The organism is Streptomyces sp. NBC_00536, assembly GCF_036346295.1.
In the GTDB taxonomy this organism is placed as follows: domain Bacteria; phylum Actinomycetota; class Actinomycetes; order Streptomycetales; family Streptomycetaceae; genus Streptomyces.
In genome coordinates, this window is sequence record NZ_CP107819.1 from 5,697,454 (window position 1) to 5,713,834 (window position 16,381).

14 protein-coding genes are annotated in these 16,381 nt (G+C 70.9%); 10 read left to right on the top strand and 4 right to left on the bottom strand.

What is annotated here, in order from left to right:
- The first annotated feature begins 126 nt into the window (after positions 1-126).
- Positions 127-624, top strand: a complete 498-nt coding sequence (locus tag OHS33_RS25490; RefSeq protein WP_330332735.1) for an adenylyltransferase/cytidyltransferase family protein — start codon at positions 127-129, stop codon at positions 622-624.
- Here the strand turns inward: OHS33_RS25490 and OHS33_RS25495 are convergent.
- Positions 605-1,327 (bottom strand): CDP-alcohol phosphatidyltransferase family protein, encoded by a 723-nt coding sequence (locus tag OHS33_RS25495; RefSeq protein ID WP_330332736.1) that lies wholly within the window; start codon positions 1,325-1,327, stop codon positions 605-607. The genes OHS33_RS25490 and OHS33_RS25495 overlap by 20 nt on opposite strands.
- Positions 1,328-1,434: 107 nt before the next feature.
- The gene (gene glgX, locus OHS33_RS25500) at positions 1,435-3,636 is read right to left on the bottom strand and encodes a glycogen debranching protein GlgX (RefSeq protein WP_330335199.1); all 2,202 of its coding nucleotides are present in this window, start codon (positions 3,634-3,636) and stop codon (positions 1,435-1,437) included.
- A gap of 341 nt (positions 3,637-3,977) precedes the next feature.
- On the opposite strand from glgX, the gene OHS33_RS25505 reads away from it, so the two are divergent.
- The 8 genes from OHS33_RS25505 (at position 3,978) to OHS33_RS25540 (ending at position 13,775) form a co-directional block, all read left to right on the top strand.
- Complete coding sequence (locus OHS33_RS25505; protein WP_443065468.1) at positions 3,978-5,174, top strand: L,D-transpeptidase; 1,197 nt, start codon at positions 3,978-3,980, stop codon at positions 5,172-5,174.
- 151 nt (positions 5,175-5,325) lie between these two features.
- A complete protein-coding gene (locus OHS33_RS25510; protein ID WP_330332738.1) occupies positions 5,326-7,515 on the top strand; it encodes a choice-of-anchor A family protein in 2,190 nt (729 codons plus the stop codon).
- A gap of 147 nt (positions 7,516-7,662) precedes the next feature.
- Positions 7,663-8,397 carry a L,D-transpeptidase gene (locus OHS33_RS25515; protein WP_330332739.1) on the top strand — a complete coding sequence of 245 codons (735 nt, stop codon included), beginning with the start codon at positions 7,663-7,665 and terminating at the stop codon, positions 8,395-8,397.
- Between the two features lie 181 nt (positions 8,398-8,578).
- Positions 8,579-9,808 carry a L,D-transpeptidase gene (locus tag OHS33_RS25520; protein ID WP_330335200.1) on the top strand — a complete coding sequence of 410 codons (1,230 nt, stop codon included), beginning with the start codon at positions 8,579-8,581 and terminating at the stop codon, positions 9,806-9,808.
- Positions 9,809-9,901: 93 nt separating this feature from the next.
- The gene (locus tag OHS33_RS25525) at positions 9,902-10,669 is read left to right on the top strand and encodes an enoyl-CoA hydratase/isomerase family protein (RefSeq protein ID WP_330332740.1); all 768 of its coding nucleotides are present in this window, start codon (positions 9,902-9,904) and stop codon (positions 10,667-10,669) included.
- Between the two features lie 250 nt (positions 10,670-10,919).
- Positions 10,920-11,423: an ATP-binding protein gene (locus OHS33_RS25530; protein ID WP_330332741.1), complete on the top strand. Its 504-nt coding sequence runs from the start codon at positions 10,920-10,922 to the stop codon at positions 11,421-11,423.
- Positions 11,424-11,811: 388 nt separating this feature from the next.
- Positions 11,812-12,591, top strand: coding sequence for a polysaccharide deacetylase family protein (locus OHS33_RS25535; RefSeq protein WP_330332742.1), 780 nt, complete (start codon positions 11,812-11,814; stop codon positions 12,589-12,591).
- Positions 12,588-13,775, top strand: a complete 1,188-nt coding sequence (locus OHS33_RS25540) for a YncE family protein (protein WP_330332743.1) — start codon at positions 12,588-12,590, stop codon at positions 13,773-13,775. The genes OHS33_RS25535 and OHS33_RS25540 overlap by 4 nt, the downstream gene beginning before the upstream one ends.
- Before the next feature lie 76 nt (positions 13,776-13,851).
- Here OHS33_RS25540 and OHS33_RS25545 read toward each other — a convergent pair whose 3' ends face one another.
- Positions 13,852-15,108: a cytochrome P450 gene (locus OHS33_RS25545; protein ID WP_330332744.1), complete on the bottom strand. Its 1,257-nt coding sequence runs from the start codon at positions 15,106-15,108 to the stop codon at positions 13,852-13,854.
- A complete protein-coding gene (locus tag OHS33_RS25550) occupies positions 15,089-15,850 on the bottom strand; it encodes a tRNA-dependent cyclodipeptide synthase (RefSeq protein WP_330332745.1) in 762 nt (253 codons plus the stop codon). The genes OHS33_RS25545 and OHS33_RS25550 overlap by 20 nt, the downstream gene beginning before the upstream one ends.
- 255 nt (positions 15,851-16,105) lie before the next feature.
- Here OHS33_RS25550 and OHS33_RS25555 point away from each other — a divergent pair, with 255 nt between their 5' ends.
- The gene (locus OHS33_RS25555; RefSeq protein WP_330332746.1) at positions 16,106-16,318 is read left to right on the top strand and encodes an EF-hand domain-containing protein; all 213 of its coding nucleotides are present in this window, start codon (positions 16,106-16,108) and stop codon (positions 16,316-16,318) included.
- Positions 16,319-16,381: the final 63 nt, after the last annotated feature.

Sequence of the window (16,381 nt, forward strand, 5' to 3'; positions counted from 1 at the left end):
AAACGTCCCCTTCCCCCCAGGTCGATGCGCTGCACACCCTAATCGTTCACCCGCACGGCTCGGTACGTGCACGCTATGGTCTGCTAATCCGCCGCGCCGGGGGGCGCGGCCTCTGGGGGGTAACAGATGACGCAGCAGGACATGTCCGGACCGGGCGTGCCCGCACGCAGGCCGTATCGGGTCGGCTATGCGCCGGGCGCCTACGACCTGTTCCACATCGGGCACCTCAACATCCTCCGGCACGCCCGTAGTCAGTGCGACTACCTGGTGGCCGGAGTGGTCTCCGACGAGATGGCGGAACTGGCCAAGGGGCGCCGCCCGATGATTCCGCTCGTCGAGCGGCTGGAAATCGTCCGCAGCGTGAAGTACGTCGACGCCGCTTTCGTCGAGACCGTTCCCGACAAGGTGGAGACCTGGAAGCAGGTCCGGTTCGACGTCATCTTCAAGGGCGACGACTGGCGGGGCACGCCCAAGGGCCTGCGCCTGGAACAGGACTTCGCCGCCGTCGGGGTCGACGTCGTCTACTTCCCCTACACCGTGCACACGTCCAGCACCCAGCTGCGCCGGGCCCTGGACGCGCTCGCCGCACCCGCGGGCGCCCCGGTCAGCGTGGAACTGCGCTGAGTTCGCGGAACCACTTCGCGAGGAACGCCAGCAGGAACAGCGCGGCCACCGCGCCGAGACCCGCGTAGGCCCACCGGAACAGCTCCCCGCCGCCCAGCAGCAGGAACACCAGGCAGAACACCCCGTAGTCCACCGGCAGCAGCGCGATCGCGCGCACGGTGGAGGGCGCGGCGGCGGGGCTCCCCGGAGCGGGCCCGGGCTTGAGCTTCTCGGTCAGCAGCCCGCCGAAGAAGGTCACCACCGCCGCGAACTGGAAGCCCAGCGGCACCAGCAGCCAGCCGTCCCCGGTGGTCCCGTAGGCCTCGGGGAAGCGGTGGAAGGCGATCAGCACGCAGGTGTGCAGCGCCGTCAGCTTCGCGCAGTCCACGACGTGGTCGAGCCATTCGCCCGCCGCGCTGCCACCGCCCCGCAGCCGGGCGAGCTGCCCGTCCGCCGAGTCGAAGGCGAAGCCGACGGCGAGCGCCGCCCACACCGCGATGCCGAGCGCCCACGAGGGCCCGCTCAGCGCCACGGCGGCCACGGCGGCGAAGCTGAAGGCGGCGCTGACCAGCGTCACCTGATTCGGGCTCAGCCCGAGCGCGTACGAGCCGGCGGCCAGGAACCGCCCGGCCGGCCGGTTCACGAAGCGCGAGTACAGCGACACCCCCTTCGCCGACTTCTGCGCCCCGCGCAACTCGCGTAGCGCGGCCTTGACACTCGCCATCCGCACAGCCCCTTCGACGACCCCGTTGGCACGCGTGTCCAGGCGCACGCGTGTACGACGGCACATCATCGCAGGGCCGCGGGCCCGGGAGACGACCTCAGGCGACCTCAGGCCACCACCCGCAGCAGCACCACCGACCGCGCCGGGACCGTCATCGTCCGCCCGCCCCGGTACCGCACCCCGGGCGCCGCCTCCTGGTCCTCCCGCGAGGTGTCCAGCACCACCTCGTACTCCGCCGCCCACGGCGCCCCCGGCAGCGCCCATGCCACCGGCCGGTCCCCGGCGTGCAGCAGCGCGAGGAAGCTGTCGTCCGTCACCGGACGGCCCCGCTCGTCCCGCCCGGGGATGTCACGGCCCGACAGGTACAGCCCCAGCGCGGCCGCGGGCGCGTACCAGTCCTGCTCGGTCATCTCCGCGCCGCCCGGGGTGAACCACGCCAGGTCCCGCAGCCCGTCCGCGCCCTCGGCCCGCCCCGAGAAGAACGCCCGCCGCCGCAGCACCGGATGCGCCTGGCGCAGCCGCACCAGCCGGGCGGTCAGCGCGAACAGTTCCCGCCAGGCAGGGTCCTCCAGCAACGACCAGTCCACCCACCCCGTCTCGTTGTCCTGGCAGTACGCGTTGTTGTTGCCGCCCTGGGTCCGGCCGAACTCGTCGCCCGCCACCAGCATCGGCACCCCCGTCGACAGCAGCAGCGTGGTCAGCAGGTTGCGCAGCTGGCGCCGCCGCAGCGCCGCGATCCGCGGATCCGTGCCCTCGGGCGGGTCCCCCTCCACCCCGCCGTTCCACGACCGGTTGTCATTGGTCCCGTCCCGGCCCGCCTCGCCGTTCGCCTCGTTGTGCTTGCGCTCGTAGGAGACCAGGTCGCGCAGGGTGAAACCGTCGTGCGCGGTCACGAAGTTCACCGAGGCGTACGGGCGCCGCCCGCCCCACGCGTACAGGTCGCTGGACCCCGACAGCCGGTACCCCAGGTCCCGTACGTCGGGCAGCGCGCCCCGCCAGAAATCGCGGACCGCGTCCCGGTACCGGTCGTTCCACTCGGTCCACAGCGGCGGGAAGGCGCCCACCTGGTAGCCCCCCGAGCCCACGTCCCACGGCTCCGCGATCAGCTTCACCCGCCGCAGCACCGGATCCTGCGCGATCACCGCGAGGAACGGCGAGAGCATGTCCACGTCGTGCATGGAGCGGGCCAGCGCCGCCGCCAGGTCGAAGCGGAAGCCGTCCACCCCCATCTCCGTCACCCAGTACCGCAGCGAGTCGGTGATCAGCCGCAGCACGTGCGGGCGCCCGGCGTGCAGGGTGTTGCCGCAGCCGGTGTAGTCGGCGTAGCGCCGCTGGTCGTTCTGCAGCCGGTAGTAGCCCCGGTTGTCGATCCCGCGCAGCGAGAGGGTCGGACCCAGCTCGCCCGCCTCCGCGGTGTGGTTGTAGACCACGTCGAGGATCACCTCGATCCCCGCCGCGTGCAGCGCATTCACCATCCGCTTGAACTCGCCGACCTGCTGCCCGGCCGTGCCGGAGGCGGAGTACCCGGCGTGCGGGGCGAAGTAGCCGACCGAGTTGTAGCCCCAGTAGTTGCGCAGCCCGCGGCGCAGCAGGTGGTCCTCGTGCGCGAACTGGTGCACCGGCAGCAGCTCCACCGCCGTCACCCCGAGCCGCTTCAGGTGCTCCAGCGCCGCCGGATGGGCCAGCCCCGCGTAGGTGCCGCGCAGTTCCTCGGGGATCCCCGGGTGGCGCATGGTGAACCCGCGCACGTGCAGCTCGTAGATGACGGAGTCCGCCCACGGGGTCTTGGGCCGCACGTCGTCCGCCCAGTCGTCGTCATCGTGGACGACCACCCCCTTCGGCACGAAGGGCGCCGAGTCCCGGTCGTCGCGCACGGTGTCCGCGATGTACTGCTGCGGCCAGTCCCGGACGTGCCCGTACACCTCCGGCGGCAGCGTGAAGTCGCCGTCCACGGCCCGGGCGTACGGATCCAGCAGCAGCTTCGCCGGGTTGTACCGCGCGCCCGTCCACGGGTCCCACCGGCCGTGCACCCGGAAGCCGTACCGCTGCCCCGGGCGTACGCCCGGCACGAAACCGTGCCAGATCTCGTGCGTCAACTCCGCCAGCGTGCACCGGGTCTCGGCGCCGCCCTCCTCGAACAGGCACAGCTCCACCGACTCCGCGCCCTGTGCCCAGAGCGCGAAGTTGGTGCCCTCGACCCCGTCGGGGCCGGCCCGGTAGCGGGCTCCCAGGGGGTGCGAGGAGCCCGGCCACACGGCGGGACCCGGCGGCGCGGAGGTCCGTACCGGACCCGCGACCGCACTGCTCACCTGCTCGTCGGCCTGGCTCCTGACCTGGTCCTTGACCTGGCCGTTGACCCGGCCGTCGGGAAGTCCGCCCACCCGGCCGTCCGGCCGCCCGTCGGTCCTGTCCGGGGCGTGCGGAACGGATTCCACCGCCTCGTCCTCGGCTGCGCTCGTCACTGCCCGCCTCCACGGCTCCTGGGTACCTGCGGGGGAGGGAAGGGGGCCCCGGCGTCCCTGCCAGGGCCCGCCCCCGTCCGGTCCTTCCCACTGTTCTGCCCGGAACCTGGGCCGCACTCACGTTTCCCCTGGACGGCGCGGTCGTTGGACGCACCGTGAGACTTGTGAAGAGGCGGGCACGGGCGGGCATGGCCGCCGTGGTGGCGTGGGCGGGCCTGATGGGCGGACCGGTCGGATGCACCGCGGGCGGCGGATCACCGGTGGAGATCCAGCTCCCCGGGAAAGCCCGGTCGCCCCAGGAGGCCATCCGGGTCACCCCGGAGGACAACGCCAAGGGCGTACCGGCCGAAGGGCCGCTGACCGTGCACGTGCCGGAGGGCCGCCTGGAGCGGGTCGTGGTCACCAAGGTGGAGGACGCGCAGGAGGAACAGGTACCCGGGTCGATCGACCCCGACGGCCTCAGCTGGCACCCCGACGCGGCGGCCGGACGGCTCTCGCTCGCCGCCAAGTACACGGTGGACGCCGTCGCCGTCGACGGCCACAACCGCCGCCAGGCGCGGCACACAAGCTTCACCACCTACGTCCCCGAGGAACGGTTCATCGGCTACTTCAAGCCCGAGAACCGCTCCACCGTCGGCACCGGCATGATCGTCTCCTTCAACTTCAACCTCCCCATCAAGAACCGCGCCGAGGTCGAACGGGCCATCACCATCACCTCCGACCCCGCCGTGGAGGTCACCGGGCACTGGTTCGGGAACGAGCGGATCGACTTCCGGCCCAAGGAGTACTGGAAGCCCGGCACCGAGGTCACCGTGGACATGAAGCTCCGTGACGTCGAGGGCGCGCCCGGCTCCTACGGGGTCCAGAGCAAGACCGTCCGCTTCACCGTCGGCCGCCGTCAGGTCTCCACCGTCGACGCGGCCGCCCACACCATGGAGGTCCGCCGCGACGGCCAGCTGCTCTCCACCATCCCGATCAGCGCCGGGGCGCCCAAACACACCACCTACAACGGCAAGATGGTGGTCAGCGAGATGTTCGACGTGACCCGGATGAACGGCCAGACCGTCGGCTTCGGCGGCGAGTACGACATCCCCGACGTTCCGCACGCCATGCGGCTCACCGCCTCCGGCACCTTCCTGCACGGGAACTACTGGGCCAGCCCCGACACCTTCGGCGCCACCAACACCAGCCACGGGTGCATCGGCCTGCGCGACAACAGGGGCGGCGGCTCGGACACCCCGGCGGGCTGGTTCTTCGACCGGTCGCTGGTCGGGGACGTCGTCGAGATCGTGAACTCCCAGGACAAGACCGTCGCCGCGGACAACGGGCTGAGCGGCTGGAACCTCTCCTGGCCGGACTGGGTCAAGGGCTCCGCACTCGGCTGAGGCTCCGCACTCGGCCGACGACGGCCCGATCGAGTGATTGTCGCACCGGAATGACCCGGTGAGGGGTGTCGTTCCGCCCGGCTCGCCGGAGCCTGCGGCCAGCCTGTCAGCGCACACAGCGCCGACAGCGGCAGGCAACGGACGGAGCGTCATGTCAGCAAGGAAGTGGACCCTCGGGCTCGCGATCGGGGCCGTACTGGCCACCGGGGCGCCCACCGCCCTGGCGGCGGGCCCCGGCGGCTCCGGCAGCTCCGGCGGCGCCGCGGGCGAGCGACCGGCGGCCGCCGCCGTGCGGGCACCGCTGCCGGGCGGACTCGGTCCCTGCGTACCGGGGGACTGCCCCGACCCGTACCCGCAGATCGGCTTCGACGGGATCCCCAAGGGCCGCGACAACGGCGTCAACATCTTCGTCGGCGGCGACTTCCAGGTCCGCGAGCGCGCCGCCGAGGCCGAGGGCCGGGTCGTCGTCCTCGGCACCTTCGACCAGGACAAGGTGGCCGGGGCCAGCAGCGCCTACAACATCGGCATCGTCGGCGCCGGCTCCCTGGTCCCCCCGCCGGTCGGCGCCGACTTCCTGACCACCGGCAAGGACGTGCACATCGCCGCCGGCGAGCGGCTGATCTCCGACGGCGGGGTGGTCCGGCACGCGGGCACCGCCCCCGGCCCCGGCACCGTCACCGGCCCCCTGGTCCACGACGCGAACGCCGCGGTCCCCTACACCCCGCTGCGCGACCGGCTCACCGCCGCCAGCACCTGCTACGCGCACCCCGGCGGCGCGCACCGCCCGGTGACCGGCACCGTCGTCAACGAGTTCGGCACCGTCACCTTCACCGGGGACAACGCCTCCCCGCTCCAGGTCTTCGAGGTGGACTCCGACCTGGTCGGGCGCAACAACGGGCAGGTCACCATCCGCTTCGCGCGGATCCCGGCGGGCGCCACCGTGCTGGTCAACGTCTACGGCACGACCCGCACCGTCAACATCTCCAACGGCACCATCAACGACACCGGCCCGGGCGCCGACCCGTGGAACGCGCTGCGCACCCGGCTGCTGTGGAACTTCCCGGACGCCACCACCCTCCACCTCAACGGCACCGGCCAGTTCCAGGGCAGCGTGCTGGTCGGCGCGCAGGCCTCCGGCACCTCGGTCACCCTGCCCGGCATGAACGGCCGCTTCTTCACCACCGGCAACCTCACCCACACCGGCATCCAGGGCGGGGGCGGCGGCCAGGAGTTCCACGCCTACCCCTTCAACGGCGACCTGCCGGACTGCGCGCCCCCGGTGGTCAGCGGCAAGACCTCCGTCCTGAAGCAGGACGCCGAGGGCAGGCCCCTGCCCGGCGCGGCCTTCGAGCTGTGGCACGAGACCAACGGCAGGACGGGCCCGCAGTTCACCGGCCCGGACGCCGACACCAAGGTCAAGGACTGCACGACCACGGCCACCGGGCTGTGCGACTTCACCGGCCCGCTGGGCACGTACTACTGGCGCGAGACCGCCCCGCCGACCGGGTACCTGCTGCCCGCGAACCCGGTCCACACGGTGCGGCTGACCGCGCAGAACGCGGAGGAAGGCGTCCGGGTCACGGCGGTCAACGAGAAGGAACCGGTCCCGCCCGGCACCGCCAAGGTGGTGCTGTGGAAGACCGACAAGGACTCCGGCGCACCGCTGCGCGGCGCGCACTTCGAGCTGTGGAAGGAGACCAACCACGTCCCGCGCCTGCAGACCACCGGCGGGCCGGGCACCGCTCCCGACACCAAGCTGCCCGGTGAGTGCGTGACCGACGCCCAGGGTAGCTGCACCGTCGAGCTGCCCGTCGGCGCCACGTACTACTGGCGCGAGACCGCGACCCCCGAGGGCTACGAGCGCCCCGCCGACCCGGTCACCGAGTTCGCCCTCGACGAGGGGGACGTCAAGGACGGCATCGTCGTCAACGTCCCGAACCAGAAGAAGCCCGACGACTTCACCGGCGCGATCAAGGTCGTCAAGCTGGACAAGAAGACCCAGCGGCCGCTGCGCGGCGCGGTGTTCGAGGTCTGGAAGGAGACCAACAACACCGAGGGCCTGCAGATGCGCGGCATCAACGCCGACGAGAAGGTCGCCGACGGCTGCGCCACCGACGGCAAGGGGATCTGTGAGTTCCCGCGGCTGCCCGAGGGCCACTACTACCTCGTGGAGACGGACGTCCCCGAGGGGTACGTGCTCCCGAAGAACCGGGTGACCGGACCGCTGCACCTGGACCCGAAGACCCCGAACCGGGTGTACGTCCAGCGGCTGACCAACGAGCGCGACCACGAGGGCAAGGGCACGGACGACGACCGGTCCCCGAGGGGCCCGCGCGGCTGACCCGACGCGACGGCGCGGTGTCTCCCGGGTGCGCCGGTGGGGTGACCTTGTCACCGCATCGGCGCACCCGCGCGCGCCGGGGACGCCGCGCGCGGCTTAGCTGACAGCGGCGGCCCGGTCGGCGGGCGCCGTTGTCAGGAGGCGGGCATGGCCACAGGCGCGATACGCGGAGCGGCCGCACTGGCCGCGGTACTGGCCCTGACCGGCCAGGCCCGGCCCCCGGGCCCGGAGCGGCCCCCGGACGGGCCGCGCGCCGCGGCCCCGGTCTCCCGGGCCGCGCCCGAGACCCCCTGTAACGCCGGGACCGGCCCCTACCAGCGCGAGCTGGAGGCGTACCTGCGCCGCCCGGTCGACGGAGTCCAGAGCGAGGCGGACTGCGTGGCCATCCGCGGCTTCCAGAGCGCCCAGGGCCTGCGCCCCGCCTGGGGCTACGCGAACCTCGGGACCTACCGCACGATGATCGCCGTACAGGCCCGCGCCAACCCCAACGCGCAGGGCCGCTGCCCGGTCCGCACGTACCGCGTCACCTGCGTGGACATGGACCGCCAGCTGCTGTGGGTCCAGCGCGACGCCAAGGTCGTCTTCGCGCCCGTCCCGATCCGTACCGGCCGCGACACATTGGAGACCCGGCCCGGCTGGCACGAGGTGTACTGGCGCGACGAGGACCACTACTCCGACCTGTACGACAACGCCCCCATGCCGTACTCCCAGTTCTTCGACGAGGGCCAGGCCATCCACGGCCACCGCGGGAACCTCTACAGCTACAGCGGGTCGGCCGGCTGCGTGAACCTGGCCGTCCCCGACGCGGCCCGGCTGTGGGACCTGCTGACCGAGGGCGACGCCGTCTATGTCTGGGGCACCAAGCCCGGAACCGACGACTGAGCCCCTGGCTCCGCTTCTGCCCCCGCCCCTGCCCGCAACCCCACCTCTTTCCCCTGTTCACAGGCTCTTGGGACGGAACGGTGACACATCCGTTTCCGTTCGTGATCCCGGCGTGTGATTCCATTTCGCCATGCGCGCGACTGTCCGCGCGCGGGGGACACGGGGGAGAACAAGAGTGAACCTGCAGCCGATTCGCGGCCGCTTCCGCACCGGGCTGCCCGCCCTGCTGCTCGGAGCGGCCCTGCTGCTCACCACCGGGTGCAGCGGCGCGGCCGACAACGGCGGAGCCGGCGGCGGGGACAACGGCAAGGGCGGCGGCGCCAAGGCCGCCAAGGCCGGTACCGAGGCGTCCCAGGCGATGGTCACCATAAAGCCGGACGACGGTGCCAAGGAGGTCGCGACGAGCGGCGTCCTGAAGATAACCAGCACCGGCGGCAAGCTCACCACGGTGACGGTCGCCGATACGAAGGGCAACGCGGTCGAGGGCAAGCTGGCCGCCGACGGCGCCACCTGGGAGCCCGCCCGCAACCTCGGCTCCGCCACCGAGTACAAGGTGCACGCGGTCGCCAAGGACGCCTCCGGGCGCGAGTCCGCGAAGGACATCACCTTCACGACGCTCACCCCCACCAACACGTTCGTCGGCCACTACATCCCCGAGGACGGCGACACCGTCGGCGTGGGCATGCCGGTCTCGATCAACTTCAGCCGCGGGATCACCAATCCGGAGGCCGTGGAGAAGGCCATCATCGTGACCGCCGAGCCGTCGGTCCCGGTCGAGGGCCACTGGTTCGGCAACGACCGGCTCGACTTCCGCCCCGAGAAGTACTGGGCTGCTGGCACCAAGGTCACCGTGAAGATCGCCCTGGACGGCGTCGAGGGCCGCCCCGGCGTCTACGGCAAGCAGACCCGCACCGTCACCTTCAAGGTCGGCCGCTCCCAGGTCACCACCGTCGACGCGAGCGCGCACCAGATGCAGGTGGTCCGCGACAACGCCGTCCTGAGGGACATCCCGATCACCGCGGGCGCCCCGGCGACGACCACGTACAACGGACAGATGGTCATCAGCGAGAAGTACAAGGTGACGCGCATGAACGGCGCCACCGTCGGCTTCGGCGGCGAGTACGACATCTCCGACGTCCCGCACGCGATGCGGCTGTCGAACTCCGGCACCTTCGTGCACGGCAACTACTGGGCGTCCGACGACACCTTCGGCTCGGACAACGTCAGCCACGGCTGCGTCGGCCTGAAGGACGCCCGCGGCGCGGGCGACGACGACCAGCCCGCCGCCTGGTTCTACAACGAGTCGCTGATCGGCGACGTGGTCATCGTGAAGAACTCGAAGGACAAGCAGATCGCCCCGGACAACGGCCTCAACGGCTGGAACATGGACTGGGCGGAGTGGATCAAGTAGCGCGCAGGCGCACTCGTACGTAGTCCAGGTGGCCCGGTGCTGTGACCCACAGCACCGGGCCACTCGTGGTTAACCCCCGCTAACCTTCCCCGTATGACCATCACTCTCGAAGTCTCGGCAGGCGTCGGTACCATCCGCCTGGACCGTCCGCCCATGAACGCCCTGGACATCGCCACCCAGGACCGCCTGCGCGAGCTGGCGACCGAGGCGACGGACCGCTCCGACGTCCGCGCGGTGATCCTCTACGGCGGCGAGAAGGTGTTCGCGGCGGGCGCGGACATCAAGGAGATGCAGGTGATGGACCACGCGGCGATGATCGCCCGGTCCCGCGGCCTGCAGGACGCCTTCACCGCCGTCGCGCGGATCCCCAAGCCCGTGGTCGCGGCCGTCACCGGCTACGCGCTGGGCGGCGGCTGCGAACTGGCGCTGTGCGCGGACTACCGGATCGCCGCCGACAACGCCAAGCTCGGCCAGCCCGAGATCCTGCTCGGCCTGATCCCGGGCGCGGGCGGCACCCAGCGGCTGTCCCGGCTGATCGGTCCGTCCAAGGCGAAGGACCTGATCTTCACCGGCCGGATGGTGAAGGCCGAAGAGGCCCTGGCCCTGGGCCTGGTGGACCGGGTGGTGCCCGCCGCCGAGGTGTACGAGCAGGCGCACGCCTGGGCCGCGAAGCTCGCGCAGGGTCCGGCGATCGCCCTGCGCGCCGCCAAGGAGTGCGTGGACGCGGGTCTGGAGGCGGACATCGACACCGGGCTCGCCATCGAACGCAACTGGTTCGCGGGCCTGTTCGCGACCGAGGACCGCGAGCGCGGCATGCGCAGCTTCGTCGAGGAGGGCCCGGGCAAGGCCAAGTTCCTCTGAGTGCAGGGGCGTCGGCGCGGCGTCCTCCCTGCGGGTGGATTAGCCAGGCCTTAAGGGAACCTTAAGAGCGTGTGGAGATCCACTGTGGGTGATGATCTCGCAGCGGTGAGTCATCGCAGGTGGAGGGGGTGTGGCGGCCCTCCGATTGCCTTCGGCATATGACGGGACGCCTCCCGGAATGAAGCATTCCGAGGGGGCGTTTTCGCGCGGAACCACTCCGGGAGGCGGCCCGGCCCTTCATGATGGGTGCATGGCGGGCCTGGAGGGTGTGGAACAGCCGCGGCAGCGCAGCAGCGCTTCCGCCGTACGGTCGACGGCGGCTCTTGAGGACGAACAGGGCCTCAAAGCCGTGGAGTTGTACGGCAGCCCGGCCGACGGGGAGGTGACCCTGCCGTCGCTCCCCGAGTCAGCGGCCATCGCCCGCAGGCTCACCCAGTGCGTGGCTGCCCGGCATTGGGGACTGTCCCCGTTGACCGCCGAGCACGCCGTCCTGCTCGTCTCGGAACTCGTCGGCAACGCGGTCCGGCACACCGGGGCCCGTTCCTTCGGGCTGCGGATGCTGCGCCGTCGCGGCTGGATCCGGATCGAGGTGCGCGACCCCTCGCGCGGGCTGCCCTGTCTGATGCCGGTCCACGAGATGGACACCACGGGCCGCGGGCTGTTCCTGGTCGACAAGCTTTCGGACCGCTGGGGTGCGGACCTCTTACCCAGGGGCAAGACCACCTGGTTCGAGATGAGGGTCTCCGACCGCTGACACGGCGCCCGGCCCGGGAACGCAGAAGCCCCCTGTCGCCGTCGTGCGGCGCCTCGGGGGCTTCATGGGTGAGCCGAGGATCGAAGGGGGTGTGATCCTCGGCTGTGACTTCGCTCGGGTCAAGGGGGAAGTCGTGGTTCCGACTATGGCAGATGAGGGCCCGAACGCCAAAAGTCCCAAGTCGGACATAAGTGTGCATATCCTAAGACTTTCCACCTAAATCCTAGGTGAGGTGGGCCACTCGCCTCGCAATCAGTGAATAGATATTGAACGCCATGCGTAAATCGTTGATCAGATAGTGGACAGACGGCTCTCCGGGTCCCTCTGACCAACGTCCCGAGTTGGGTCAATCGTTACCTTCAGGGCCAACCACCCCTTAAATGGGCAGGTGCTCTGTTATCCAGACCGTCGTACGGCCCTGCGCGCCGGAGCGGCGGTCGCCGCCGGGGCCCTCACCGCCGCCTGCGGGACGGGCCGCTCCGCCGCTCCGCCCGCGGCCCCGCCCCCCGCCACCCGGCGGGCCGCCGCGCCCGCCGCGGCACCCGCCCCCCGCCGCTTCGCCGGACAGCCCGTCGAGATCGGCCACGGGGCCCGGGACAGCCCCAAGGTGGCGCTCACCTTCCACGGGAACGGGGATCCCGCCATCGCCCGCGCGGTCCTCGCCGAGGCGGAGAAGGCCGGGGCGCGGGTGACCGTACTCGCCATCGGCACCTGGCTCGACGCCCACCCGGACATGGCCCGACGGATCCTGGACGGAGGCCACGAGCTCGGCAACCACACCCAGCGCCACCTCGCGATCAACACCCTGCCCGAGGCGGAGGCCCTCGCCGAGATCACCGGGTGCGCGGAGCGCCTCAAGCGGCTCACCGGGTCCATCGGCACCTGGTTCCGCCCCTCCCAGACCCAGTACGCCAGCCCCCTGGTGCGCACCCTGGCCCAGCGGGCGGGCTACCCGCACGTCCTCTCGTACGACGTGGACTCCCTCGACTTCACCTCACCCGGCGCCGCGGCCGTCATCCGCAACGTCACCGGGCCGATCCTCGGCGGATCGGTGGTGAGCCTGCACTTCGGCTACGCGGACACGGTCGACGCGATGCCGCCCCTCCTCGAAGACCTCGCGCGCCGCAAACTGCGCGCGGTGACCACCACGGAGCTGCTGACCTCATGACGACCAACCGCCTTCCCCGGAAGGCCACCGTGCTGCTCGCCGGACTGGTCCTCGCCGCCCTCGCAGGCTGCGGAGCGGCCGACAAGGGCAAGCCCGAGGCGCTCGGCTCCGACGGCCCCGCCCGGCCCGTGAAGGCCGTCCCGGCCGCTCCGCCGGGGCTGGCGGGCATGCCACCCCTGCTCGCGCCCGACGACGTGTACGCGGCCGACCGGCCGAACCAGCTCTCGCCCGTGGTCAAGAACTTCCCGTCCCGGATCTACGTGCCGAACACCGGCTCCAACACGGTGTCCGTCATCGACCCGGCGACGTACAAGGTGGTCGAGACCATCCCGGTCGGCGTCCAGCCGCAGCACGTCGTGCCCTCCTGGGACATGAAGACCCTGTGGGTGAACAACAACCGCGGGCACACGCTCACCCCGATCAACCCCGCCACCGGAGAAGCGGGCCCGCCCGTCGAGGTGCACGACCCCTACAACCTCTACTTCACGCCGAACGGCAAGTACGCGATCGTCATGGCCTCCATGGACAAGGAGCTGGTCTTCCGCGATCCGCACACCATGGACCGCGTCAAAACCGTCCCCGTGACCTGCTTCGGCGTCAATCACGCGGACTTCTCCGCGGACGGCCGGTACTTCATCGTCTCCTGCGAGTTCTCCGGTGAACTCCTCAAGGTCGACACCGAGAAGATGGAGGTCATCGGGCAGCAGAAACTGCCATTCGAGGGCGCGATGCCGCAGGACGTCAAGGTCTCCCCGGACGGAAAGACCTTCTACGTCGCGGACATGATGGCGCACGGCATGTGGGTGCTCAGCGGGGACGCCTTCGACACCCCCAAGCTGCTCCCCACCGGAAAGGGCTGCCACGGCCTGTACGTGAGCCGTGACTCCCGGGAGATGTACATCTCCAACCGGGGCGAAGGCAGCATCTCGGTCTTCGACTTCAAGCAGAACCGGCTCACCAAGAAGTGGGACCTGCCCGACGGCGGCAGCCCCGACATGGGCGGCGTCTCCGCCGACGGCAAGGTGCTGTGGCTCTCGGGCCGCTACAACTCCGAGGTCTACGCGATCGACACGGCCAGCGGCAAGGAACTCGCCAAGATCCCCGTGGGCAACGGACCGCACGGCCTCGCCGTCTACCCGCAGCCCGGCCGCTACTCGCTCGGCCACACCGGCATCTTCCGCTGATACGGGTGCGCGCGAGGTGATGTGACGGTGCCCCGGGGGTCCGCCGACCCCCGGGGCACCGCCCCGCGCGGTGGCGCTACCAGGCGACCGGGAGCCGCTCCGGAAGCCGCTTGATGAAGCCCGTGCGCCACACCAGGTTCTCGGCCGGCACCGCGAGCCGCAGCTCCGGCAGCCGGTCGACCAGCACGGACAGCGCGATCTCGGCGTGCGCGCGGCCCAGCGCCGACGCCGGGCAGAAGTGCCGCCCCGCGCCGAACGCCAGGTTGGCGTTCGGGGCGGGGCGCTCCAGGTCCAGCTCGTCCGGGCGCTCGAAGGCCGCCGGGTCGAAGTTCGCCCCTTCGAGGAGCACGAGGACCAGCTCGCCCTCCTTCACCAGCACGTCCCCGACCTGGATGTCCGCCATCGCGATCCGCGGCAGGCCGTCACCGACGGACAGGTTCCAGCGCAGCAGCTCGTCGACGGCCTTGCCCATGCGCTCCGGGTGGGCGCGCAGGTACCCGATCAGCTCGGGCTTCTGGAGCAGCGCGAGGACCGCGAGCACCAGGAACGCCGAGGTGGAGACCGCGCCCGCGCCGAAGAGCGAGACGGCGACCGTCGCGAACATGTCGTCGGTCAGGTGCGCCGACTCGGGGTCGGCCTCCTTCAGCTCCGCGAACTTTCCGAGCAGCCCCGTACGCTCCTCGGCGGGCAGCGCCAGCTGTGCCCGCAGCGCGTCGGAGAAGTACCCGACGTCCTTGTACCAGTTGAGGGACGAGTCGGCGAAGGGTTCGCGCGCGGTCATGAACGCGACGTCCAGCCCCGACATCAGCCGCCGCCAGTCCTCGAAGGGCACGCCCAGCACCTGGCAGTGCAGCGCCGCCGAGAAGGGGTCGGCGAACCCCGCCCGGAGGTCCGCCGGACCGCCCTCGGCGACGAGCCGGTCGATCAGCTCGCCGGCCTTGGCGGCCAGCCAGTCCTGGAGCCCCTTCTGGCGCGGGTTGAGCGCCTTCATCACGGCGTTGCGAAGCCCGGCGCTGTTGATGTTGCCCATGTTGTTGACGACCTCGGGGGGGATCGTCAACGCGTACTGGCGGGGGACCCCGGCGTTCGCGGTGTCCTTGAGGCTGAAGCGCTCGTCCTCCAGCACCTGCTTGGCCAGCGCGTAGCTGCTCACCAGCCAGGCCGGGTCGCCCGTGAGGGTACGGACCCGGGCGACCGGGGCCTTCTCGCGCAGCCAGGTGCACTCCTCGGGCAGCACGTCGCCGCGCCGGGAGAGGGGGAAGTCGAGGAGGGGCTCCCCGCCCTCCCGGGCGCCCTCCCGGCCTTCCTTGCCCTCAAGCTGCTCGACGCTCATCGACGGTCCTTTCGGCTGGTGCGGTGTTCGTGTTCGTGTTCGTCTGTGCGACGGCCTCGGGCCGGACGACGGCGTACGCCTGGTTGCGGGTCGCGCGCAGGCCCCCGCCGCGTGCGTAGAGGACATCGGTCAGCGGCATCTTGACGTGGTAGGCCGCGACGGAGGACGGCACTCCGAGAATGCTCGGGGTGTCGAGGAAGAACGGCAGTTCCGCGGCCATGTAGTCGAAACAGACCCGCAGCTGCTCGTCGGTGATGGATTCGCCTTCGGCGAGCTTGGATCCCACGAAGTGGAGTGCCATTTCCTCGCACCCCTTGCGGAATTCATCGTCTGTTTCCAGAAAGTGCAGCACGCGTCGGTGCAGCAGCTCGTAGACCGGGTTGCCCTGGAATTCGGAGAGTGCCCTCACCCGGATCTCGGCGTCCTGGGGCCCTGATTCCCCGACGCCTTTCAAGATCCGCCGCCGGACCGCTTTGATCTCCTTCGTGGCACGCTTCTCCGCGTGCTCCTGGGTGTAACCGAACGCGGCGAACATCCGGTCCACGTGGAGGTCTGCGTACACGAAGTCGACCTGTGCGAAGCGGGTCGTGGCCCACTGGGAGAGGCTGGTGATGCGCTCGGCGGTGAAGTAACTGTTACCAGGACTCACGCCAATGAGCACATGGTCGCCGTCTTCCCAGATGTGGCGGCAGGCACGGGTGAAGGGCAGAACTTCGAATGATGCGTCAACTGTGATCGTCACCTGTGTGTGATCGCCCTTGTTGCCGCTTGTCCCTGGGAGCCCTGCGCTCCTGGTGTGGCGGCAATGTCGGTACGTTATGCCGTGATCCCGGAGCGTGACAAGTGGGGGTCCGATTTGTTGGCTGGAATTGTTGCTTCCGCCTTACTCCGGGGTAATCGCATTTCTATCGACCGCTCGATCGGGCCCCCCGGCGGGAGACCGCTCCCGGGGCCGCTACCCTGAGCCGGTCAACAAGCACCAAGAAGGGGTGGACCCATGGCGGACATCGAGAGCGCGCGCGAGACGTTCGGCCGCTTCGACGCGGACGGCGACGGATTCGTCACGGCCGACGAGTACAGCGCGGCCATGAAGGCGATGGGCGACGCGTACGTCACCGGAGCGGTCGCCGACGCGATCATCGCGAGCAAGGACGCCAACGGCGACGGTCGCATGAGCTTCGACGAGTTCTGGGCCTCCCTGAACAAGTAGTCCCGGACGAGCCGTCCCGGACCGAGCGGTCCCGCACGCGCCTGCGCCCCCTGCCGGGGCCCA